The sequence below is a fragment of the Vibrio salilacus genome (genome assembly GCF_002811245.1).
Taxonomy (GTDB): domain Bacteria; phylum Pseudomonadota; class Gammaproteobacteria; order Enterobacterales; family Vibrionaceae; genus Vibrio; species Vibrio salilacus.
Genome location: NZ_NIVQ01000013.1, coordinates 68,370 through 93,059, shown reverse-complemented (window position 1 = coordinate 93,059; position 24,690 = coordinate 68,370). Strand labels below are relative to the sequence as shown.

The window sequence follows — 24,690 nt, the reverse complement described above, 5'->3', positions numbered from 1 at the left end:
ACTCCGCTTCGACAAAAGAACCATGGGTTTTAGCGACTAACTTGCCCGTTGAAATCCGAACACCCAAGCAACTCGTTAGGATCTACTCAAAGCGTATGCAGATAGAAGAAACCTTCCGAGACTTGAAAAGCCCAGCATACGGTCTAGGACTCCGCCATAGCCGAACTAGCAACCCAGAGCGCTTTGATATCATGCTACTAATCGCCCTAATGCTTCAACTGACATTTTGGCTTGTTGGCGTACATGCACAGAAACAAGGTTGGGATAAACACTTTCAAGCGAACACTGTCAGTAATCGAAATGTACTCTCAACAGTGCGCTTAGGTATGGAAGTTCTGCGGCATTCTGGCTACGCAATAACGAGGAAAGACTTGCTCGTAGCTGCAACCATACTGTAACTATTCACCCGCGAGGCCTTGACAAGAAACTTATGTGACGTAGTTAACTTGATCCCACATTCGACTTGAGTGATCTTTTTGTGGTGGCAATCTGTAGGTATGAATAAGAAAACATTACCTCCACCGCCAGATTTCGATTCGCCTGAAGAGGCGAAAGATATCATCCATTTCTTATGGAACAAATTGGCTGAGCTTGAAGACCGACTAAATCAAAATAGTCGAAACTCTTCTGTGCCGTCATCACAGCAGCCTTTGCATAACAAAGCCAAGAATACTTCGCCTAATCGGAAGAAATCAGGAAAAAAGCAAGGAGCTCAACCAGGGCATAAAGGCCATCGCCGAGTACTTCATCCAATAGAAGAACGTGCCTCGGTTGAGCAATACTTACCAAATAAAACATGCCATTGCGGTGGTTGTGTTATTCCCAATCGAAAACCCTATAAGCGACACCAAATCTTTGATTTACCTGATATCTCATACACTCTTGTTGAGCATCAAGTCTTCAAAGGCGAATGCTCATGGTGTGGTGATAGACACCAAGCTGAGCTTCCAGCATATGTACCAAATGTTCAGATGGGGCCAAATCTGCATAGCTTCATCGCAATCCAAGCAACGCAGCACCATCAAAGTATCGGTAAAATACAGTCTATGCTGAGGGATGTTTTTCAGCTGAACTTCTCTACTGGTGCGATATCAGCGGCACAAGGGCGCGTCACTGAATACTTGGCGGATACTCATGTGCAAATCCATGAAGCTGTCAAAGCCTCTCAACTGATTATGGCTGATGAAACATCACATCAGCGTAATAATGAGAAACGCTGGATGTGGGCCGCACTCAGTAATGACGTAGCCTTTTTCCAGATTAATAGTGGTAGAAACCAACATGCTGCCAAACGATTGCTTGGTGAGGCTGTCTCACACCTTTTAGTGACTGACCAATACTCAGCCTATAAATATATTGATGACTCCAAGCGACAGTTATGCTGGGCACACATCTTGAGAAACGTCATAGATCTCGAGGAGAGTGTTTGCCCTGAAAATCAAAAAATAGGAGAAAAACTCGCTTTAATCGGCCATAGCGTATTCAGGTGCCACCATCGATATAGTGCGAGAAAGATTACTGAAACCCAATATTACCGTCGACTCAGGCGATTAAGAAAGAGTTGGCTTCATTGGCTTAAACTGGGCAGTTATCAATGTTCACAACGATATAGAGGTCGGTGCCGTAACCTCATCGCTGATGATGCTATGGTCTGGCGCTTTATGGATGACGCCGAATGCCCGTTAACAAACAATGCCGCTGAGCGAGTTCTCCGAAATTACATACTGATGAGAAAGTGCTGTTACGTAACTCGTTCATATCGAGGAGATCTGTTCCGTGAGCGGATGTTCTCACTTATCGAGACAGCTAAACTTCAACAGATCTCAGCTTATAAATGGCTGCGTGAAATCGTCGAACATCATATGCTCAAGCTGAATTATCAAAGGGCAGCGTTCTTAGCTTAAGCAGCGTTCTTAGCTTAAACTGCCGTCAATAGCTCTCGGGTGAATAGTTACCCCTGATTAAAGTGGCAACTGAAGTCATTTTTTTCATTCTACTTTTCCTCTTATTCTTTTCGATAGCCCGGACATACTTTATTGCGAGCACTCATATTTAGTTGATAATAAGTGTACAAACCAAGCACTGGCAACACTCTAACTGAGCGAGAAATTAAACCATAAATACCCTCTCCTCAATATAGGATTATTCCTATTTATAGTGGTAAGTAATCCTATAGTTTCACACTTGGCTCGTATTTATATTAATCCATGCTATTGTCAAATTCATAAAGATTGAAAACAGTAAGGAATAAAATGAATTCTTATTACGTAGAACACGAGCGGACTAATCAAGTTAAAGCGATTTACCCGAGTAAAGCGATTAGCTCTAGAAAAATCATTACTCCATTTTTCCAACCGATTGATAATTTAAACAAAAAAACATTAGGGTTTGAGGTGCTTGCTAGAAAATTTAGTCACGGTTTCTATAACAACATTAACTTTTCTAAGCTAAACGCAGAAAAAATTCTCGCTATAGACATTGAAATACTAAACAAGGTATTTAATCAAATGTCAGCTATCAGAACTCATAATTATGAGTTCATATCGATCAACCTGACGCCTGTGAAACCGTCAAATTATTATTGTAATAAGCTATTTTCTACAGTAAAAGAAGCGGCTAATAATGGTATAAATATATGGATCGAAATAGCTGAACATACACAAGTACAAAAAAGACACATGGAATTAATCGAACAACTAAAGCAGTATGACAATGTCAAAATCGCACTGGATGACTTTGGTTCTAAAGAAAGTCACTTTCAGCGTATTTTCAATATCGACTTTGACATAATTAAGCTTGATCGTCAGATATTATTATCAGCAGCAGAAAATGAACATTCAAGCCAGGTTTTCAATAGCTTAGTTAATTACTTTCAAGAGATGGGGAAAATGGTTTTATGCGAAGGAATAGAAACTGTTGATCAACTTAATATCGTCAAATCTGCAACAGTTGACTTTATACAAGGTTTTTTTCTTGGCAAGCCATCTCCTTATTACTAATCTTATTTTCGGGGCTATTTTATTCTTTATAATATTTTCCATCTGTATAACTAACCACATTTCCACAGCAATGTTTTTAAATGTTTTAGGCCATAATTATGAATACAAAACCTGAGATTATTATTTCTTCACTCGATCTATATAGAATATATGATTTAATCGAGCTATTAAGTAAACCTGCTCTACATCTTAGTCTAAATGAACTAGAAAAGGAGCTTATGCGTTGTGATGTTGTGGACCCCAAAGAGATCCCCCCCACCGTTGTCACGATGAACTCTAAGGTTATTGTCGAAGTCGGCGCTATGCAAAAAAAGCTAGAATTCACTCTCGTGTATCCTGACGACATGGAAAATAGCGGTAACACCGTGTCTATATTAGCACCGGTAGGTACCGCATTATTAGGCCTTTCAATTGGGGACACCATTAAGTACTCCAAACCGGGGGAGAATGCGTTAGAGGAAATGAGCGTTGTCGATATTATCTATCAGCCGGAAAGAGCAGGCGACTATATGAACTAATGTGCATCAGACTGTGCTGTAATTGAGACCCAAAGTAGGCATTGGGTTTTAGTTCATCGTTCCTGGAGGTTCCTTCATTCTGAACAGGGAGGCACGACCGTGATCCAATGGGAGTTTCAAGCTTCTGGTTACAACTCACAACTCGAAAGTTATTGCTTTGTTTGCTAATATCCCTGTCCATTGTAAGTAAAGGTAATCCATCCAACATGATGACTAATAGGAATTTATTCGAGCAACTGCCTACCTTGGCGCAAGATCCAGCGATGTTTGAAACGCTGTATGCTGCCAAAGACTTTCGAATTCGCTTAATTGAAGCGATTCGTCAGGCCAGTAAACGAATCTACCTTGTCGCCCTTTACCTTGAAGATGACGAAGCGGGTCGTGAGATTTTGACCGAGCTTTATCAGGCTAAGCAACGTAACCCAGGCTTAGATATTACCGTCTGCGTCGACTGGCACCGCGCACAACGCGGATTGATTGGCGCCGAACCTGGTGAAACCAATGCTGCGATGTACAAGGCTTTTGCTGATAAACACCAGTACAAAATCCCTGTTTATGGCGTACCTGTACGTGGCCGAGAAGTGTTTGGGGTGTTGCACCTAAAAGGCTTCATTATTGATGACCAAGTACTTTACAGCGGCGCTAGCCTGAATAACATCTACCTAAATTATAAAGAACGTTATCGCTTTGACCGCTATCACCTGCTAAGCAATAAAGCATTGGCAGACAGCATGGTCAACTTTGTGAAAAACGAGTTAGTTGATCACCCAGCCGTTCATGATCTTACCTGTGCCAATAAACCCGAGACTAAAGAGATCAAGGCGCAAATTCGCCAACTGCGTGCATTACTGGCCAAAGCTCAATATCAATTTGAGCCGCAAGAAATCACACCAGATCACGTAGCAATCACACCGATTGTCGGGGTGGGCAAAAAGCGCAATAAGCTCAACCAAGGCATTAATCAGCTGTTGGCGAAAGCCAAAGATGAAATTTTCATCTGCACGCCATACTTCAACTTTCCACGCAGTGTCGCGAAAGAGGTGAAAAAGGCGCTGAGACGTGGTGTGAAAGTGACCATTGTGGTTGGTGACAAAACCGCTAATGACTTTTACATCTCGCCAGAAGAAGAATTCAAAACCATTGGTGGCTTGCCTTATCTGTACGAGCGTAACTTACGCCTATTTGCCAAGGCTAATGAAGCCAATATCGCCAGTCGTAAACTCTCGATTCATTTGTGGAAACACGATGAAAACAGCTTCCACCTCAAAGGTATTTGGGTCGATAAACGCTATATGTTTATTACCGGAAACAACCTTAACCCACGCGCTTGGAAACTGGATCTCGAAAACGGTATTTTCATCCAAGATCATTACCATCATTTAACGCCGCAATTTGAACAAGAAGTCGCGAATATTCTTCAACATACTCAGTTGATCTGCACCTACAAGCAACTAGAGAAGTTTGAAGACTACCCAGAGGCAGTGCAAAAGCTGATGCGCAAGATTACCCGCGTCAAAGCGGATCGGGTGTTGAAGCAGATTTTGTAGTATAGCCTCGCTACTTGATAAAGTGTCATACTCACTTTAGCGAACCGACCGCTGTATAGCTTGGATCAACAAGGTTACACGTTATCATCCAACAAGGTTAATAATAGCGCAGGGCTGAGTTGCTGCGCATTGCTCTGCCCAGAGAGAACTTTATCCGCAAGATCGCGCTTTTCTTGATGTAGAGCGATAATTTTTTCTTCGACAGTATCACTGGCCACCAAACGATACACAGTGACGGGATTGGTTTGCCCCATACGATGGGCGCGATCGCTGGCTTGATCTTCAACTGCAGGATTCCACCACGGATCAAGGTGAATCACCGTATCCGCTTCGGTAAGATTGAGCCCCGTCCCCCCCGCCTTTAGGCTAATCAAAAACAGATCATGTTCACCCGTTTTAAACGCCTGAATCGCTGCCTGACGAGCCTTGGTGCTCGACTGACCATCAAGGTAACTAAAGCCTATCTGATGCGAGGTCACCAAATCCGAAAAGCGTTTAAGCAATTGCACAAACTGGCTAAACACCAAAATTCGGTGTCCGCCCTCACGGGCCTCTTGAACCAGTTCAAGTGCGGCTTTTAATTTGCTGCTGACCTCATCGAGGTTATCAAAGACCAAATAGGGATCGCAGCAAACTTGTCGAAGTCGTGTGAGCGCAGCAAGCAATTGCATGGTACCACCCTCGCCACGCTCCGCTTTGGACAGCGACTCACGGCGGACCGCTTCATAGGCACTGCGTTCTTTGTTCGAAAGTTCAATATGGTGGATTAGTTCGGTTTTCTCTGGCAATTCAGTGAGCACCGCTGTTTTCATGCGGCGCATCACAAACGGCCCAACGATGGCCTTTAAGCGCAGCAGATCCTCTTCGTTTTTCGCTGCTTGACCGTATTTGGATTTAAATTGTTTCAATGAGCCCAGTAATCCTGGGTTTAAGAAAGCAAACTGACTCCACAGCTCCACCAAATGGTTCTCAACTGGTGTCCCTGATAAGGTGAGACGTCGCTCGGCGGTTAAAGCAGTCAACGCTTTAGCGCGTTGCGCCGTCGGATTTTTGATATGCTGAGCCTCATCGAGCACGGCGCTTTGCCAAGTTTGTGCTTGCAATGCACTTGACATACGCGTCACCAAGCCGTAACTGATCAGCACCACCTCGCCTGCTTTAGCCTGCTCTATCGCCAAGGATCGATCGGGACAATTTTCAAGATCGATCATGTTTAAGGTTGGCGTGAATCGAGCACACTCTTGCTGCCAATTGAGCAGTACCGACTTAGGGCAGACGACCAAACTTGGCCCTTGGGGAGAAAAATGTTCAATCACTTTGAGTGCTTGCAAGGTTTTGCCTAAGCCCATGTCGTCAGCCAAGCATGCCCCAAAACCATTACTGAGCAAATGAATCGCCCACAACACCCCTGAGTGTTGGTATTCTCTCAGCACACTCAGACTGGCTTCATCCACTTCGACAGGGTGTTGCCACTGTTGTTCAAGGGCCTGCCAGCTCTGGTCACTGCTCACCGTTAATTGGTTGAGCAGTTGGCGTAGAGGATAAGCCAAGTTCCCTTCAACCCGAGACTCATTATCGAGCATGCTATCGAGCAGGCTAAGCTGTCTGCGCAGTGCGGCATCAATCATAAGAACAGCGTCATCGCTTTCAACGGTGACAAAACCGTTTTGTCGCGCGGAGAGCAAGCGTTGTAAATCCAACACTAATCCGCCGTCAATACTCACACTGCCAGAGACACTGAACCATTTATCTTCAGCACCGATGGCCACACTCAAATCTTCAGTACGGACCTGCTGGACTTTTTTGCTCGATGCATGCCAATGCAGTGGCACCTCTTTTAATCCGGACAGTTGGGTTAGAAAATCTGCTATCTGGGGTGACTCCAACAGAAACGGGGTGTCGATATCGCCTTGTAGCCCGAGGCTGTCTGCGAGGGTTTGAGCCTTCTGTTGCTCTTGGCTAGGATCGCGCCTAAACCACACTTTTGCGTTGCCTTGATACCACGCCTCCCCCGTCCCCGCGGGCATCGAGCTGGCCCCATCTTGTGATTGGCACAACAAACGAACCTCAAGTTGCGTCCCCTTCAGGTGCAACCAAACATGAACACGATCATCCCACTCACCTAAGGTTATAGTGCCGGTTTGCTCGGTCATATCGTACCAATCGACTTGTTCGCCCAAGGCGTTTTGCAGTGAAAGGTTGTAATGTGCAGGGACTTGCGGCGCGCTATCGGCCAATTGGAAAAAACGCGCCAACGAGTCTGGAATTGCTAAATAGCTGTATACCCCGTCGGTACGTTTAACCACGGTTTGATGTGAGTGATATCGCGTTTTTGGATACCGGGTTAAGCGCAACATACCCTCGGTTTCATCTATGACCAACATCGGCGACTCAGCAACGAGTGAAATAGGCTGCCCAGTGGTCTCGATCACATTTGGACACCGAGCCAGCAGTGAGACCGACACTTTGTCTAGATCATGAGAATGCTCCCAATAGTATCGCTGTGACTGCAAATAGCGAATCAATGCACGATCCTCTTCAACCAAACAATGCTCAAACGAGTGGGTGCTATGACTGAGTTCGACCTTGCGACCTTGGCTCCACCCCTTTTTCCCCCGCTTTTGAATTTTGCTGGTGATCGATTGATGACTGAGCACCCAAACGAATCAAGCCACCGAGGTATATCTTCAAACACCTCCCAAACGGCCACATCGTCAAACGACAAATACCCCAACAGTTTGCGCCAGCTTAATGCATACTCACCCGCTAATCGGGCATGAAACGACTCAATTTCGGCGGCACACTTTGATGGGTCAATATGCTGCAAAATAAACAGATCCAACAGATGAGTGAAACTGACAACGTTGGACGTACGCCCCTTTTCATACCGTTGGCGATGTTTGAGGTATTGGCCATCGAGTGGCTCAGTCAAAAAATTGAGCATGGTGATTTGCGGGTCAAACAGCGCACGGTCAAGCACAAAATCAATGGCTACGTCTCGCCTATCGATATTGCCCTTGGTGAAACACACCAGTGGCGCGGCATCCGTAGATAGCACGATATCAGGCCAAGTCTGTAGATAATACGATCTTGCCGAGTGGCGCAGTGTTTTATTCACCGGGATTTGCCACAGCATCCGGCTCTGACAAATCAACGCAAAGTTGTTATTGACACTCTGTTCTAACAGATCGTCGTCATACACAAGATCCGTCAAATAGGGGTGCAGCCAAAATGCGCAAAACCGAGCATAATGCGCCCCTGGTTCGTTGATCACTTGGCTCAATCGGCTGTGGCTTGCGTAATTCAATTGTTCGAAACCGGCAATTAAACTGACACACCAGCCCTCAGCAGTAAAATAGAGATAGAGTTGCTCAGCTTCCCCTTTCGATACCCTCACCCATTGAAACCGAATTAGAATAGCCAACTGACGGTCAAATCCCTCGACGGTGGCGCGCGAATTGATTGTCTTATAGCTCAAATACACATCTTGGTAGCGACGACTTTTGCTTAGCACCATGGCGACCAATAATTCGGTGTCATAGTCGTTTGCATTGGGAAGAGAGAGTGGTAGAGAGGGCGAAGGAGCCATGAACGATAATATGAGTTGGTTTCGACAAGGTTTTAGCGTCTCATAAAAACGGAGAAATGCACAGGAGATTTATCCGTGCTGTGCGTTTTATGTATAACAAAGCTCGATAGTATCGAGTTAATACTCTCGTGCAAAATAAGACGGTAAAATATAGCGTCTACGGCCAGCTTTATTTGAACATGAGTTTGCCACATGATTTCACCCGCTGTACCACTACACCCTGCGAGACAAGAGAGTTCCCTCAGCAAAGATGCAAAAGACTTCAGTAAGCATATACAAGATCATCATCGTAACTAATCCAGCGTAATGTCATTTCCATAACTACTCATTAACACCTGGCCATATAGCCATCTAGACTTATTTTTCCAATTTGAGGCTTAAATGTATATACTACGGCGCTGAAAACAACTGGCATACTTTCAACGGCAACAGATGTTAACAGACGCATTATTGATATTAAAAGGTAAGGAGTATCTATGAACTTAACTGCTAAAACAGTGGTTGTTATTGCTATCGGAGCTGCGCTGTATGGAATTGGCGGTCTTCCTATGTTTGGTGTGCCTGTCTTCGCCAATACCACGCTAAAACCTGCTATGGCAGTCCTCGCCCTTTTCTCTGTTCTTTTTGGGCCATTGGTTGGTTTTTTAATTGGGTTTATTGGCCACTGGGTGACCGACCTATTCGCCGGTTGGGGAGTGTGGTTCACTTGGGTTCTTGGCTCAGGTATCGTTGGTATGATTATCGGCCTGTTCCCAATGCTCACTAAGCAGCGCATCGCCACAGGAGAGTTCAACAATAAAGACTTTGGCCTGTTCATTGTTCTGGCCTTGATTGGTAACGTTTTGGGTTATGGATGCTCTGCCTTTTTGGATACGGTGCTTTATGCAGAACCGTTTACCAAAGTCTTTACTCAACTCGTGATTATCGCGGCGGGTAACACTATCCTGATTTCTATTGTCGGTTACTTTATTCTTAAGTCAGTCGCCAAACGTAATAAACAGAGCCGAAACCTATCTGAGGCATAAGCATCAATGACTATCGAATTTTCTGACTTCTCTTTTAGATATGAGTCACTGGATAAGCCTACCCTTAAACATATCAATCTAAGGATAGAGAAAGGAGAGAAAATCGTCATTATCGGGCCAAGTGGAAGCGGAAAGTCCACACTTGGCCAGTGTCTAAATGGCCTGATCCCACACGCTATCAAGGGGACAATCACTGGCCAACTAAAGCTCAACGGCAAAGACACCTCTAAGCTTGAGCTTCATCATTTCACAGAACAAGTAGGCACGGTTTTACAAGACACCGATAGTCAATTTGTGGGCCTAAGTGTCGGCGAAGACATCGCGTTTGCTCTGGAGAACCAATTAACCTCAAATATTGAGATGTATCCATTGGTGCAGTCGACCGCCAAAATGGTCGACCTTGCTGATTTGCTCGATGCCTCGCCACACGATTTATCAGGGGGACAAAAGCAGCGCGTCTCTCTTGCCGGCATTTTGGTCGATGAGGTCGATACACTGCTTTTCGATGAACCCCTTGCGGCCCTGGATCCTAAAACCGGCCGCAAGACGATTGAAATCATCGACCAACTACACAAAGAAACTGGAAAGACGATCATCATCATCGAGCATCGGCTTGAAGATGTTTTGCATCGACACGTAGACCGAATCATCCTAATGGAACACGGTGGAATTATTGCTGATATGTCACCCGCTAAATTGCTCAGCTCTTCTTTGTTGAGTAAGCACGGGATTCGTGAACCGCTTTACTTATCTGCATTGAAAGCCGCCGGCTGTCCGATTGAGATGGCGCACGGAGCTTGCTTAGAAAATCTAAACAAGCCTGCGTATCAAGCCTATTTTACGGGTTGGAATAGCCCACCTATTGAGTCGAACTTCGCTAAAGAAAGCCTGATGTCAGTATCAAACTTAACCTATTCTTATGACGGCGAAAGAAACGCGCTTAACAAGGTAAGCTTTGAGATAAAACAAGGCGAATGTGTGTCGATTCTAGGAAAAAATGGATCGGGCAAGTCCACGCTAACAAAGCTGATCATGGGAGTGCTGGAGCCCGATGCAGGGCACATTACCTATCAAGGTAAGAACCTCAGCTCACTGTCTATTTTCGAGCGAAGTCAACATATTGGTGTTGTGATGCAAAATCCTAACCATATGATCTCGCATCACATGATTTTTGATGAAGTGGCGTTTGGTCTTAGGAACAAAGGATTATCAGAGCAAGAGATTGAAAGCCAAGTGCGTGAAGTATTAGAGCTGTGCGGCCTAAGTAAGTATCGCCAGTGGCCTATCGAGGCATTGAGCTATGGCCAAAAGAAACGTGTCACCATTGCTTCAATTCTGGTAATGAAACCGCAGTTGCTGATCCTAGATGAACCGACGGCCGGGCAGGACTATCGCCATTATACAGCGATGCTCAACTTCATCGGAAAGCTGAATCAAGAATTAGGTATCACGGTACTCATCATATCTCACGATATGCATCTCGTCCTTGAGTATACTCAGCGCTCCATTGTGATATCTGATAGCAAGCTGATTGCTGATGCACCGATGACCGATGTATTTACCCAACCAGAACTGCTCGATCAAGCCAACCTCACGACCACAAGTTTGTATGACCTTGCCGACAGCCTAGGCGTAGAAGATAAGAACGCCTTTATGCGGTATTTTATCCAGCAGGAGATGCGCGCAGCATGAATGCATCAAAAATGAAGTTCGGCATCAACTACGTCGACACAAAATCGCCATTGCACGCTTTAAACGGCATCACAAAATTCGCACTCTTTATGGCTTGGGTCACCGTAGTTCTGACAACGTTTGATTTACGACTCATAACAGTTTTAATACTCTCAGGGCTCGTTTTGTTAAAGCTGACCCAAGTTCCCTTTAAAGTCTATAAGCCTTTAATTATTGCCACTGGAAGCGTGCTGATGCTCAATGCGTTATTCATGTTCTTACTCGCCCCGCAGCAAGGCAGCGTATATATAGGCTCAACAACCGAGCTATTGGCTTTACCGGGCGATTACACGTTAACCCAAGAAACCCTGTTTTATCTGGGCACCGTGACACTCAAATACTTCAGTATGTTTCCGATTGCGCTGGTCTTTGTGTTCACCACACACCCGACAGAGTTTGCAGCCAGCCTCAATCGAATAGGCGTCACCTACAAAATCGCGTACGCTGTTAGTTTGACGTTGCGTTACCTGCCAGAAGTTAAAAATGACTTTGTGAATATCATGCACGCTCAGCAAGCAAGAGGGCTGGACATTTCAAAACACACACCTTTGTTTCAACGCATGAAAAATGTGGCCAAGATTCTCGGACCGTTAGTTTTTTCCAGCTTAGATCGCGCCGATGAGATTTCGAATGCAATGACGCTGCGAGGTTTTGGACGACATAAAACACGAACCTGGTACAGCGCTTCTCCTCTAAAACGAATAGACAAGATCTGTTTGGGCATGATAACGCTCGTGGTGCTCTTAGCAATCCTCAAGCGTTATAATGAGACGCAGCTTTTTTGGTATCCGTTTTAATGGTTTGTATCTAATTGCTTGAGAGCAAACGGAACTCTTATCTCGAATACTTTGTCTTTTTTTGATAACATCTCGGCTTATTCAAAAGGAAAGGTCGTTTGTTCTATCTCAATGTTTCAAACGTAAAGGCGAGATTTTTTAAAACTCACCTGAATTTTAAAAAGATACGCGTCACTGAACCGTGTGAACAACTAGTATGTAGGTGTGATATTTGTTCTGTAAATCTATCGTTCAGGTTACAATATGCTAGCTTTATAGCCTACACAAAATAATTAAGATGTATTGAAAGGTAAGAGCTTGAAAAACTTTTTACAGAACTCGTTAGTCTGTCATGGTATAGGTATACTAGGTACGTTGTTATTCATCCATCTAATAACAGGCTTTCGAGAAAATCTACCCATTAGTGTAATCAATAGTATGTGGTTGATTTCGTGTGCTTATATTGCCACTTCGATTACTATTCCTAAGATCACCAATTATTTACTAGTCGATAGAAAATTTTATATTTTACCCGTTCTGCTCTCAGTATATTGTATTGCTATGACACTTATCCTACTCTTCCGGATTGATTACTCTAGAGAGATTCTACTTTACGGGTTCTGCTGCAATTGTTTGTGGATGTACTTTTCTACTGCATTTAGAGGGGAACGCTATAAACTTGAATTCAAAGCAATTGATAATTTTGATGTAGATAGCCTGCACTCAAAGCACGCCAAACTCAATGTAACCCTATTAGCTTCTTTAGACTTAAAACAAGTATCTCAAGGTCTAGTTGTAGACTTACATGGGCGACTTACACCAGAGCAAGAAAAGTTTATTGCTGATTGCAGTATCCATAATATTCCAGTCTTTCACTTGGAGAGCATTAGAGAGATGGTTGAAGGTCGAGTAACGACTTCACACCTATCTGAAAATGCAATAGGTACGTTATTACCAAACCCAATATATCAAAGTTTTAAACGTATTTGGGAGTCTGCTTTAATATTGCTCACATTACCTTTTTCTATACCTATCATGATTATAACTGCTTCTCTGATCCGTTTAGACAGTAAAGGGCCGATCTTTTTTGTTCAGGAGCGAGTAGGTCAAGCGGGGAAAATTTTCAAAATATATAAGTTTCGCAGCATGACTGTAAAAACGGAAGACTGTACTGACAAATTTGCTACTCAAGAAACAACTAGGATCACCAAAGTAGGTCGTATTATTAGGAAATTAAGAATTGATGAGCTACCACAGTTCTATAATGTATTAAAAGGTGACATGGCCTTAATTGGCCCTAGGCCAGAGCAACAAAGCTTTGTTACAAAATTCAATGAGGAAATCCCCTTTTATAGTTATAGGCATATGGTAAAACCGGGAATTACTGGATGGGCCCAAACCGTTCAAGGTTACGCGGATAACACTGACTCAACAAGAGAAAAACTAGCTCACGACCTATACTATATAAAGCATTTATCATTTTGGCTAGATATGAATATCGTTCTAAAGACAGTTAAGACAATGTTAACGGGATTCGGGGCAAAATAGTAAATATACCGTTCAAACTTTTCTAGTCATACCTCGGTATGCATAGTAAGCAAAGTACTTCATTGAACTTAATAGCGGTAACTTCTCAACTTCTCGGTAGATTCTCCATTGATACTTTAAAACAGAGGTTTTTTTAGCAGATAAAGAGCTTTTGCCAACCCGATATCTGGCCAGAGGTATATCAATCAGCCCTTGAGCGGTCTTTGACTTTTTTAGAATAGAAAGCCATAGGCCCATATCTTGTCGCTTTTGGATATTCGGCATGTACATGGTCCCAACTAACTTGGTATCATAAATTGCTGTCAAGCACCCAATTCTATTAGATTTTAGAATGTCGAAATAAGTAACTTGTCTAGGGGGAACTCTACACCCCAAAACTTTACCTGTAGCACTAAATACTTCATAAGATGTGTATGATAAAGCAACATTATTCTTTAACATAAACTTAATTTGCTTTTCTAATTTCAAAGGGTGCCACAAATCATCTGCATCTAAAAAAGCTATAAATCGCCCTTTTGCTTCACTAATCCCACGATTTCTCGTTACTGCCGGACCAGCATTCCATTTTCGCTCTATGAGCTTAATTCTTGAATCAACTGATGCAATATTTCGAACCTCTTCCGAAAAACCTCCTGGAGAGCCATCATCGATAACTATATGCTCATAGTTAGAATATGATTGAGACTGAACGCTGGCGATTGTTTGAAGTAGAGAGTTTCCAGGTTTAAAGCAAGGAGTGATAACAGATACAAGCTCAGACATAATCAAACCATATAAGACAATATTTTTTCTGTCATCTCTTTCATCAGTACTTTATCTCCTCTTGACTCCAAATTGAGCCGTAACAAGGACTCTGTATTTGATTTTCTCAAGTTGAACCGCCAATTATCAAACTCCATTGACAAGCCATCCACTGTGTCTATTTTTATAGCATCCGCTTTAAAAACTTGGAACACCATATTAATTACTTTTTCAGGGTCCCCGACTTTTCGGTTCAACTCACCTAATGTGGGGTAATTTCGTTTCCGTTCACTGATGAGGTCTGACAGATTACAGTTTAAGTGAGACAGTAATTCTATAATTAACATCCATGGAATCATGCCACTATCACAATAGAAAAATCCCCTAAAGTAATGATGGGCACTCATTTCTCCACCATAGATAGCGTCTTCAGCTCTCATTCTTTCTTTAATAAACGCATGTCCGGTTTTAGATAGTACAGGAGTCCCATCATATTGGTGCACCGTCTCGAGAGTACTCCAGTAAAGGCGAGGGTCATGAATTATTCTAGATTCGGGATTCTTAGTTAAGAATGCTTCTGCTAATAGTCCTACAATGTAGTAGCCCTCAACAAATTCACCACTTTCATCAAACAAAAAGCATCGATCAAAGTCTCCATCCCAGGCTATCCCCATATCAGCTTCACATTGAACTACTGCTTGAGATGTAATAGCTCTATTCTCATGAAGAAGAGGATTAGGTATTCCATTAGGAAAACTTCCATCCGCTTCGTGATGTATTTTCACAAACTCAACTGGTACACCTAATGTGTTAAACCTAGATTCAATCTCATCGATGACATGTCCTGCAGCGCCGTTGCCGGCATCTACAACCAGCCTCATAGGACGAATTGTTTCTGGTTTAATATATGTCATCAAATGACTAACATACTCAGCCAAATTCGAGATTGCTGTAAGTCGACCTCGAATAGAAGGTTCCGTAAATTCGTTACGTTCAGCAAAGGTTTGAATTTCTCTAAGCCCAGAATCGCCACTGATAGGTTTCGACTTTTCCCGAACTAGCTTCATACCATTGTAGTCGATTGGATTATGGCTAGCGGTGATTTCAATACCACCATCTACTCCTAAGTAAGAAGTTGCAAAGTAGATTTCCTCTGTACCCGTCATACCAATATCGACAACATTCACCCCTGAATCCATTAAGCCATCAGCTACCGCTAATTTAAGCTCTTCTGATGTTAACCGAATATCAGCACCAACAACGACTGTCTTGGTCCCGTCACCTTCAGGTGATAAATACAAACCAAAGGCTCTACCTATGCGATAAGCAATATTTGGGTTGAGTTCACTGCCTAACCGACCACGAATATCGTAGGCTTTAAAACAAGATAGATTTTCCATGGTTTATTCTCGATTATCTTCTAGTCGACCATAACGGTCTTCAAAACGTACAATATCATCTTCCCCTAAATAGCTACCAGTTTGAACTTCGATCATTTCTAACGGTATTTTCCCTGGATTTTCTAGGGCATGAACAGTTCCTAGTGGAATATATGTAGATTGATCTTCAGTCACTAAAATAGACTGTTCACCATTAGTTACTTTTGCTGTACCTGACACTACAATCCAGTGCTCTGAGCGATGATGGTGCATCTGTATAGACAGCTTTTCACCAGGCTTTACAGTGATTCTCTTAACCTGATCTCTGTGTCCAAAGTCAATCGAGTCATATTTCCCCCACGGTCTATATACTTCGCGGTGCAGTTTATACTCTGTCCTTCCTTGTTGCTTCAGTTGATTAACAACAGATTTGACATTTTGTACCTGATCTTTATCGGCAACAAGCACCGCATCTTTTGTTTCAATAACAACTAGATTATTTACGCCAACAGTCGCAATAAGCTTATTTTCGGAGTGCAGATAATTTCCTTTAGAGTTGACGGTAATAACATCACCTTTAGTAACATTATTTGAACTGTCTTTTTTCTCAACCTCCCATAAAGCAGACCAAGAACCAACGTCACTCCAACCGGCATTCATTGGCACTAAAGCTGCATTCTTAGTTTTTTCCATCACTGCATAATCAATAGAGTCATCTGGGCAAGCTTCAAAACACGCCTTGTCAACACGAATAAACTCCATATCCAATTGAGCATCTGATAGCGCCTTCTCACAAGCTTCTACAATCTCCGGCCTATATTTTTTTAGCTCCGATAAATACTTAGATGCCTTAAACATAAACATGCCACTATTCCAATAGTAGTCACCGGAAGCTAGGTAAGACTCAGCATCTGCAAGGTTGGGCTTTTCTACAAACTTGTCGACGGCGTAACCAGTTCCCCCCGTTGAGAGTCTCTCACCACATTTGATATACCCATAACCAGTTTCTGGTTCTGTCGGAACAATACCAAACGTTACCAGTTGCCCTTCTTTTGCATATGGATATGCGTTAGCAACTGAACGATTGAACTCTAAAGTATTTTCTATGAGATGATCAGCAGCGAGGACAAGTAGAACAGGATCACTCTCATCCTCGTTTTTTAAAGCTTGAAGTGCTGCAAGAGCAATCGCAGGTGCAGTATTACGCCCAACAGGCTCTAGAATAATCCCTGAATGAGAAAAACCACCAATACGAATTTGCTCTGCTGCAATAAAACGATGCTCTTCATTACAAACCACTATTGGCGATTGGTGTTCAAAGCCTGACAGCCGTTCAAATGTCCTTTGCAGCATGGACAACTCACCAGATAGATTTAGAAACTGTTTAGGGTACAGTTCTCGTGACAGAGGCCACAATCGACTACCTGTTCCACCTGCCATAACAATAGGATAAATCATATAGATCCTGTAAAATAATTAGTTATAAAACGAATTAGCGTTGGAAGTAGCATTTAGTATAAAAATGCACATCTGGCGATTTCAAAAGATCAGTTTCCTCAAACCAATGATAAGAGCCATGCTGCTCTTGCAGTGGTAAGGACAAATCAGTTTGAGTTACAACTAAGCGGTAAGCTAATGCAACGTAGTGTGTGCCAAAATCATCGCCATAAACATGGTCGTCGTACAGATGAGTATATGCTCCTTGAATTTGGGTATGGTTCAAAGAATATTGTTTACCTAATTCAGTCATAGTCAAACGTTCAAATGCAGACTCGAGCGTTTCGCCTTTATGAACACGTCCTCCGGGAACAAACCAATAGTTTTGGGCTGGCTTGTTCAGCCGCTTTCCAAGTAATATTTGACCTAACTCATTAACAGTAATTAGATCAATTGAAACCAGGGGCGTTGACTCAATAACGGTTGAAAAAGTGGCTTTACTTAAGTGCATTGCTTATTTTCTGAAGTCAAGTTGATGAGCCAAAAACCAATCATATGTAGTAGCCAAACCAGCTTCAAGTGAAATTGTGCTCTGCCAACCAAGCGACTTAAGACGTGATACATCCATTAGTTTTCGTGGCGTACCATCGGGCTTGGAAGTATCAAAAATGATTTTTCCTGTAAAGCCCACAACCTTGGCCACTGCTTCAACCAATTCTCGAATAGTACAATCAACACCTGTTCCTACATTGATATGACTTAGCATTTGTGTAGTGTTTTCTCTGTATAGGCTTTCGGAAAGATTCATCACATGGACACAAGCCTCAGCCATATCATCTACATGCAAGAACTCCCTCATTGGCTTTCCGGATCCCCATGCGGTTACCGTTTCTTCGTTAGCCAATTTAGCTTCGTGAAATCGGCGAATTAACGCAGGAATTACGTGCGAGTTTTCAGGATGAAAATTATCATAGGGACCATATAAGTTCGTTGGCATCACTGAGCGATAATTTCGGCCGTACTGTCGATTGTATGACTCACACACCTTGATACCGGCTATTTTTGCAATAGCATAAGGCTCGTTGGTTTGTTCCAATGTACCAGTAAGCAATGCCGACTCTTCCATTGGTTGCTTCGCAAGCTTGGGATAAATACAAGAAGAGCCTAAAAATAACAAATCTTGTATCCCTGATTCGTGCGCAGAATGAATAACGTTATTTTGAATAGTTAAGTTTTGGTAAATAAACTCGGCGGGATAACTATTGTTAGCTACGATTCCACCCACCTTCGCAGCAGCTAGATAAACCTGATCAATACTGTTCGTGTCAAAAAATTCTTGAACCGATTTCTGGTCAAGTAGATTAAGTTTTTTACGAGTACGGGTAAGAACTTCAATGTCAGGATCTAGTGAAAGCTTGCGCACAATAGCCGAACCGACCATACCTTTGTGCCCGGCAACGTAAACTCGTTTCATTTTGATTCCTTATCTATTTCTCGAAACTACTTACTATAAAAACTTATTACTCGACAGAAAAGTTTACGTTATAACCATGACTTTTTAGAATAAAATGTTGTTTCGCTTTAGCTAGATCACAACGGACCATCTCCGAACACATCTCTTCTACTGTAATCTCCGGCTCCCAACCTAGCTTTTCCTTGGCTTTTGTAGGATCTCCAAGTAACGTTTCCACCTCCGCGGGTCTGAAATAACGAGGATCGACTCTTACAATGATATCACCTACACCCAGTGCGCTCGCATCTTCTCCCTCAATTGCTACTACAGTCGCAATTTCTTCTATGCCTTTCCCGGTGAATTCAAGCTCTATCCCAAGCTCTTTTGCAGAAAGTTTTACAAATTCTCGTACAGAAATTTGCTTTCCTGTGGCAATGACAAAATCTTCTGCCTTATCTTGCTGCAGCATCATCCATTGCATTCGTACATAGTCTTTCGCGTGTCCCCAATCTCTTAACGCATCCATATTCCCTAGATACAAACAACTCTCAAGACCTTGGGCGATATTTGCTAAACCACGAGTTATTTTTCGAGTAACGAACGTTTCCCCTCTACGTGGAGATTCATGGTTAAATAAGATTCCGTTACACGCATACATCCCGTAAGACTCACGATAATTGACAGTGATCCAATACGCGTACATTTTGGCCACAGCATAAGGTGAGCGAGGGTGAAAAGGTGTTGTCTCTCTTTGAGGAGTTTCTTGTACTTCGCCGTATAATTCAGATGTAGAGGCTTGGTAAAACTTAGTTTTCTTTTCTAAGCCTAAGAATCTGATCGCTTCTAATAAGCGTAACGTACCGATAGCATCTACGTCAGCTGTATATTCTGGACTTTCGAACGAAACTGCGACATGAGATTGAGCCCCAAGATTATAAACTTCATCAGGCTGAACTTCTTTAAGAATTCTAGTTAAATTGGACGTGTCCGTAAGATCACCATAATGCAAGAAGAAGCTAGGTTCATTTTCATGCCTATCTTGGTAGATGTGATCGATCCTCTCGGTATTGAAAGAAGATGCTCTACGTTTGATACCGTGAACTTCGTAGCCTTTTTCCAGCAAAAACTCGGCCAGGTAAGAGCCATCTTGACCGGTAATACCAGTGATAAGAGCTACTTTTCTATTGTTCATTTGAAAATACCTTTCGTTAATTTTCGTAAAATTGTAGTAATGGAAAAAACAATACACATCGTTCTCTCGATCATACCAAAGTTATTGGAGATAACCCTATATCGGTGTCGTAACTGAGTTAAAAGCTGCGTATACGAAGGCTGAAAAAATTGAGATGACAAGCCTGGGGTTGCATACTTTACAATTGAGGAATTGAAAGAAAGGCCTACATCTCTAGCTTTTACTATCCTAACAATTTGCTCGAAATCTGCAGCCAAACCATAATTAACATCAAACGCCAAAAAATCTGTTCTTTTGTATATAACCGATTGATGGCATGGAGTATTCCTTGTCAAAAATAGAGAATTAACTTTGTCTCTTTTTACTACATCACGAGCTTCATCCCAGTAGAAACAAGTAGACGAGTCAACTAGTTTCTTCATGTCAAGATGAAGTACTCTATCCCCAGCATTGACAAACATAATAAATTCGCCGCTAGCAAGGTCAACAGCCTGATTCATCCCATCATATACACCACTATCAGGTATAGACTCGAGAACGGAGATACAATCACCGTACTGGTTTAATATTTCTACCGTGTTATCACTTGAAGCTCCATCTTTGCATATCAACTCAACATCTTCTCCCAAAAATGGCCTCACAGAAAGAAGTGTCGACTCAATACATTCTTCAGCATTGTATGTAACTACAATAATACTAAGCTTTTTCATTAAAATTTACCAACAATGGAAAAGTTATCAACATAATCCAATAATAATAACTAACCAAAATGTCAGAAAAAATACCTGACAATAAGGAAAACGAAAACCATAAAAAAACCCTCCGCTTATTTTCATATTCACAACAATGAGAAATTATCAATTTATAAATGGAGAATAACATAAAGAAGAAAGCCAAACCGAAAATTATTCCAAACTTCGTAAATACATATATATATGAACTATCAGCATAACGATAAATAGGAATATCTGGCAAACCAAAAAACCAAACAACTGGCCCACCAAAGTAGAATTCCTCAATCAACATGTTCCAATTTTCGAACCTTAGCATCAAAGATGTAACTTGAGTAAATGCTGAAATACCTTCTCCTTGAAAGAACTCTCGAAACACTTTTGATAACTGTGAGAAATAGTAGAAGTCATTAGAAAAAGTTTCCAAAAAAATGCCCATCAAAAGAAAGGAGGCCAAAAATACAACAATTGAAAAAATTGTTCTCTTTATGGGTAGGTTACAGCTAAACTCATATATCAAAAGAGAAATAGCAGCAATTAGAAATCCTGTTCGTGATCCAGACAAAAAAAGCAAAAATAGTAAAACCACATAATACTTAAACCTACCAGTATAATTAATCATAAGTGACATACAAAAAACAAAGAAAACTCCAAGTGTATTAGGGTTAAATAAAGTTCCAGTATATCTAAATTGTTTGTAGTTTGATGTGGCATGTCCCACTTTGTCAGAATTATAAATCGATGACATGAAGGAGCAGTCCAAAACCTGGAAAAACACCACAAACACTTGAAGAGATAATATTACCACAACAAATCGATACAAATTACATGAAAGCCTAAATATCTTTAAAAACAAGATATATGAGGCAACATAAAACATAAACCTGGCAAATTCAGACTGTCTTAGCAATGGCTCTTCAAAATGATAAAGGTATTTCAGAATTAATAAAAAAGGAATTATAAAAACTAACCTAGTTACTCCATTATCTCCATTACAATCATAGACATAGCTTATAATCAGTAAAAACAAAACCCCCGCTATCAAGATAAGATTATTAAACCAAAGGCCAAGGAGGTTATTTGGAAAAAAAACAAAAGTTGCAAAGGTAATAAATAAGTACAGACCTAGTTTGTTACATTTATCATTTGCGTCCAAAAACACAATCCACCACCCATGAATAATTTTGAATCTTTTTAAAGTTTTTCAATGAAAAAAAAACAAAAACAAGTAAGCCTAAAAATGGTCCGAATATATACTGAAAACAAACACTTCTAGATTTTAGTTTGTTAAAAGAATCTATAGCTGTTCCACTAGATTCTTTCTTATGTGATGCAATTGCAATTGGTATGTATCTAACCATTCCTTTAGAATCCAAGAGTCTAGATAGAAAAACAGGCTCATCGCAAACGGGTAAAGTGGCTCCAGCGCCAAGATTTTCGGGAAAAGTCGCTGTAGATCGAATAACAGAGTCTCTTCTCACCGCAATTTCGATTGTTCCAACTTTAAGAACAGTAAACCGATTATGAAGAAATGATTTTGTCGAAAAGTTTTTAGTAAGCTCATTACTATCAGTATCTTTTACCGAGTAGGTAACGGCAGAGGCTGTTGGGAACTTAGCAAAGCTTTCTATTAAAATATCTTGAAAGCCGTTAACCAAGTCAACGTCATCATCACAAAATAATAAGATTCTCGAACTAGAGTGCTTTAGCGCCAAATTACGACTTTTCGATACTCCTGTTTCTTGTTGATTTAAATATCTAACGTTCTCAATATTTGATATTTGTTGGGATACTTTACGAACTAAGTTAGTATCATTGGTCTGATGTACTATTAGAACATTTGAAACTTGAGACCATTTCCGCACACGATCTAACACATTCCATATTCTACCTTCATGGGTAGATAAAAGAATCTCTGTTTTAAAATCCATTGTAGTCAAAATATTTCCCTTATAGCTTAGTCGCTACACGTTCGAAAATATGGGAGTATTTTCCGGCGACAGCGTCATATGACCAAAGTGACTTAGCACGCTTTCGAGCATTAATACTCAAATTGCAATCCAAATTATTTTCGACACACCATTCAATTCCGTTCGCTAATTTTAACGTGTCATAAGGTTCAGCTAAAAAACCTGTCTTCATATGCTCAACTACATCGAGTAAACCAGAGTAGGCGAAAGCAACGACGGGCGTTCCACAAGAGCTTGCTTCAGTTCCTGTTTGAGAAAGACTTTCCTGTCTCGAAGGAACGACCATAACATCAAGCGCATTATAAATCAGTGATAAAGCCGTATCGTCAGATATGTGACCAACATAAGTAGATGGTATAGGGAGTTCTTCAGAGTTTAGATTCGATTCCTGACCCAACACAACGCAATGATAATCATGTTTGTTCTGTAAAGATGACAGTGCTTTCTTTAGCAAATCAAGTCCCTTATTTGGATCATCTATATTGCCAAACACACCAAAGCCAATTAGCTTTTTATCTAAAGGTAGATTGAATGCGTCTCGACAAAAGCCCTTTTCTAAAGGCTTAAATGTGTTGGTATCTAGTGCATTTGGTACAACACTTACTGGCCAACCTTTAAACAGTTCGCTTGTTTTAACACAGTCTGCCATCCATTTGCTAGGGACGACTAAATGAAATGGCTGAGTCCAGTGATTCTTTTTCAAATTCCAGATATACTTATTGATCCGTAACCCTGATACATAGCCGTGCTCACCTAAATCATAACCTAATCTGAATGCAGAATTAGGGCTGTCTGGAGAAAGATGCTCTGCACCACAGAATGCCCACATATCATGTAAAGTCATCACGACTGGTTGCTTAAATTTAGCAATTTGGCGTATTGATAGTGTTTCAAAATTGACCCAATGAATATTGATTACTGTTGGATTCTCGTTATTAACTGATTGAAATACATCACTACCAAATATGTTCAAAGAATGTAACACCGATGAAGATGACTTTTGAGAACTTGCAATCAAAGATGATAGCTTTTGTAAAACTAAACCTTTAGCTTTTTTCCAACTTGATCGATTTTCAATTACATGTGGACTTCCTGATAGTTTCCGCTTAACAACCATATTACAGTGGGTGCCTTGCTTAATCATAGCCGACATTAAGCGAAAAGCAGCTCGAGCAGCTCCACCTACACTATCAGAGTTGCTTACAATAACGACTTTCATTTAAGAGCTCTCTTTATTTTATTACAAACTCTTTGAAACAAGCTAGGCCTTAAAGATCTATAGTATTGTTTAATTAAACCTACTGCGTGAGTGTTTACATTTAAATCATCAGTTAACTTAGGAAGACGTGCCCCAAATTCGCCGATATACAGATCGTTAATACCGCAATTCACACCAGATCCATCATGTCCAATATTCTTAACCAATGTTTTACTTGGGTTAAGACACAAACCATCATTAAGGAATATAGTCGCGTACCAAAAAACAGCCCAGGTATCTAATGAACCTTCTGCATTTCTTTCCACTTGATCCCAGAAATCATATGTTCCTTCAAGATTAAACTTATATATATCCTGTGGGCTCCAAGTCTTGATTAGTTCCAAAGGGCTTTTTGTGAATGATTTCCACCTATCTCCCCAAGTAGCCCACCCCCAACAATTCATCGTGCCCCAAAAGAACGTATCCTCTAGCATATTGTCTTGGATAGGGTAATTCCAACCGCTAATATGCCAAACATCATTACGATACTGATACTTATTCAATGCGTTGTTCATATATTCGAGGAAGTATGGGCTAGTAACAATGTCATCTTCTAAAACAATAACCTTACCATACTTTCTAACGACATCCCCTACTCCCGTTATAATTGATTTAGCTAAACCAATATTACTTTTCTGCTCAACAATAGTAACACTTCTAAATCCAGAAACATCAGCGATCAATTCTCTTACTTTATTAACATCACAAAACGAATCATTATTAAATGGAGCATCACTAAATATAAACAAATCACTATCAAGAGCTAGTCGGTTTTCTTTTAGTGCGGACAACGTTC

At 41.4% G+C, this 24,690-nt stretch carries 22 protein-coding genes; 9 read left to right on the top strand and 13 right to left on the bottom strand.

Features of this window, described 5'->3' with window-relative positions; all coding sequences use genetic code 11:
* The 5 genes from CDZ87_RS10835 to pssA all read left to right on the top strand — a co-directional run.
* A partial coding sequence (locus CDZ87_RS10835) for an IS4 family transposase (RefSeq protein WP_157806466.1) occupies positions 1–398 on the top strand: 398 nt, incomplete at its 5' end.
* 99 nt (positions 399–497) lie between these two features.
* Positions 498–1,904 carry an IS66 family transposase gene (tnpC, locus tag CDZ87_RS10830; RefSeq protein WP_100753560.1) on the top strand — a complete coding sequence of 469 codons (1,407 nt, stop codon included), beginning with the start codon at positions 498–500 and terminating at the stop codon, positions 1,902–1,904.
* A gap of 348 nt (positions 1,905–2,252) precedes the next feature.
* Positions 2,253–2,999 (top strand): EAL domain-containing protein, encoded by a 747-nt coding sequence (locus CDZ87_RS10825; protein ID WP_100753559.1) that lies wholly within the window; start codon positions 2,253–2,255, stop codon positions 2,997–2,999.
* Positions 3,000–3,097: 98 nt separating this feature from the next.
* Complete coding sequence (rnk, locus tag CDZ87_RS10820) at positions 3,098–3,517, top strand: nucleoside diphosphate kinase regulator (protein WP_100753558.1); 420 nt, start codon at positions 3,098–3,100, stop codon at positions 3,515–3,517.
* Positions 3,518–3,723: 206 nt separating this feature from the next.
* Positions 3,724–5,064 (top strand): CDP-diacylglycerol--serine O-phosphatidyltransferase, encoded by a 1,341-nt coding sequence (pssA, locus tag CDZ87_RS10815; RefSeq protein ID WP_100753557.1) that lies wholly within the window; start codon positions 3,724–3,726, stop codon positions 5,062–5,064.
* A gap of 74 nt (positions 5,065–5,138) precedes the next feature.
* On the opposite strand, the gene CDZ87_RS10810 is transcribed toward pssA, so the two are convergent.
* Both CDZ87_RS10810 and CDZ87_RS10805 read right to left on the bottom strand, forming a co-directional pair.
* A complete protein-coding gene (locus tag CDZ87_RS10810; RefSeq protein WP_100753556.1) occupies positions 5,139–7,610 on the bottom strand; it encodes a DEAD/DEAH box helicase in 2,472 nt (823 codons plus the stop codon).
* On the bottom strand, positions 7,586–8,653 hold the full coding sequence (locus CDZ87_RS10805) for a hypothetical protein (RefSeq protein ID WP_100753555.1): 1,068 nt from the start codon (positions 8,651–8,653) through the stop codon (positions 7,586–7,588). Before CDZ87_RS10805 ends, CDZ87_RS10810 begins: the two co-directional genes overlap by 25 nt.
* 476 nt (positions 8,654–9,129) lie before the next feature.
* Here CDZ87_RS10805 and CDZ87_RS10800 point away from each other — a divergent pair, with 476 nt between their 5' ends.
* From CDZ87_RS10800 to CDZ87_RS10785, 4 genes are all read left to right on the top strand, one after another.
* A complete protein-coding gene (locus tag CDZ87_RS10800) occupies positions 9,130–9,678 on the top strand; it encodes an ECF-type riboflavin transporter substrate-binding protein (RefSeq protein ID WP_100753554.1) in 549 nt (182 codons plus the stop codon).
* Between the two features lie 6 nt (positions 9,679–9,684).
* The gene (locus CDZ87_RS10795; RefSeq protein ID WP_100753553.1) at positions 9,685–11,370 is read left to right on the top strand and encodes an ABC transporter ATP-binding protein; all 1,686 of its coding nucleotides are present in this window, start codon (positions 9,685–9,687) and stop codon (positions 11,368–11,370) included.
* The gene (locus CDZ87_RS10790; RefSeq protein ID WP_100753552.1) at positions 11,367–12,206 is read left to right on the top strand and encodes an energy-coupling factor transporter transmembrane component T family protein; all 840 of its coding nucleotides are present in this window, start codon (positions 11,367–11,369) and stop codon (positions 12,204–12,206) included. The genes CDZ87_RS10795 and CDZ87_RS10790 overlap by 4 nt, the downstream gene beginning before the upstream one ends.
* Positions 12,207–12,824: 618 nt before the next feature.
* A complete protein-coding gene (locus CDZ87_RS10785; protein ID WP_245834690.1) occupies positions 12,825–13,733 on the top strand; it encodes an exopolysaccharide biosynthesis polyprenyl glycosylphosphotransferase in 909 nt (302 codons plus the stop codon).
* Positions 13,734–13,745: 12 nt separating this feature from the next.
* Here CDZ87_RS10785 and CDZ87_RS10780 read toward each other — a convergent pair whose 3' ends face one another.
* The 11 genes from CDZ87_RS10780 to CDZ87_RS10730 are packed head-to-tail and all read right to left on the bottom strand — an operon-like array spanning position 13,746 to position 24,685.
* Positions 13,746–14,495, bottom strand: a complete 750-nt coding sequence (locus CDZ87_RS10780; RefSeq protein ID WP_100753551.1) for a glycosyltransferase family 2 protein — start codon at positions 14,493–14,495, stop codon at positions 13,746–13,748.
* Between the two features lie 2 nt (positions 14,496–14,497).
* Positions 14,498–15,874, bottom strand: coding sequence for a phosphohexomutase domain-containing protein (locus CDZ87_RS10775; RefSeq protein ID WP_100753550.1), 1,377 nt, complete (start codon positions 15,872–15,874; stop codon positions 14,498–14,500).
* Between the two features lie 3 nt (positions 15,875–15,877).
* Positions 15,878–17,311, bottom strand: a complete 1,434-nt coding sequence (locus CDZ87_RS10770; protein WP_100753549.1) for a mannose-1-phosphate guanylyltransferase/mannose-6-phosphate isomerase — start codon at positions 17,309–17,311, stop codon at positions 15,878–15,880.
* A 34-nt stretch (positions 17,312–17,345) separates the two neighbouring features.
* A complete protein-coding gene (locus CDZ87_RS10765) occupies positions 17,346–17,801 on the bottom strand; it encodes a GDP-mannose mannosyl hydrolase (protein ID WP_100753548.1) in 456 nt (151 codons plus the stop codon).
* A 3-nt stretch (positions 17,802–17,804) separates the two neighbouring features.
* Positions 17,805–18,764 carry a GDP-L-fucose synthase gene (gene fcl, locus CDZ87_RS10760; RefSeq protein WP_100753547.1) on the bottom strand — a complete coding sequence of 320 codons (960 nt, stop codon included), beginning with the start codon at positions 18,762–18,764 and terminating at the stop codon, positions 17,805–17,807.
* Between the two features lie 46 nt (positions 18,765–18,810).
* Positions 18,811–19,935, bottom strand: a complete 1,125-nt coding sequence (gene gmd, locus CDZ87_RS10755) for a GDP-mannose 4,6-dehydratase (RefSeq protein WP_100753546.1) — start codon at positions 19,933–19,935, stop codon at positions 18,811–18,813.
* On the bottom strand, positions 19,932–20,645 hold the full coding sequence (locus tag CDZ87_RS10750; RefSeq protein ID WP_100753545.1) for a glycosyltransferase: 714 nt from the start codon (positions 20,643–20,645) through the stop codon (positions 19,932–19,934). The genes gmd and CDZ87_RS10750 overlap by 4 nt, the downstream gene beginning before the upstream one ends.
* Entirely contained in the window at positions 20,632–21,822 is a 1,191-nt protein-coding gene (locus CDZ87_RS10745) for a hypothetical protein (protein ID WP_157806465.1), read from the bottom strand. Before CDZ87_RS10745 ends, CDZ87_RS10750 begins: the two co-directional genes overlap by 14 nt.
* Positions 21,809–22,597, bottom strand: coding sequence for a glycosyltransferase family 2 protein (locus CDZ87_RS10740; protein ID WP_100753543.1), 789 nt, complete (start codon positions 22,595–22,597; stop codon positions 21,809–21,811). Before CDZ87_RS10740 ends, CDZ87_RS10745 begins: the two co-directional genes overlap by 14 nt.
* Positions 22,598–22,616: 19 nt before the next feature.
* Positions 22,617–23,855: a glycosyltransferase gene (locus tag CDZ87_RS10735; RefSeq protein ID WP_100753542.1), complete on the bottom strand. Its 1,239-nt coding sequence runs from the start codon at positions 23,853–23,855 to the stop codon at positions 22,617–22,619.
* Entirely contained in the window at positions 23,852–24,685 is an 834-nt protein-coding gene (locus CDZ87_RS10730) for a hypothetical protein (RefSeq protein ID WP_216639382.1), read from the bottom strand. The genes CDZ87_RS10735 and CDZ87_RS10730 overlap by 4 nt, the downstream gene beginning before the upstream one ends.
* Positions 24,686–24,690 lie beyond the last annotated feature (5 nt).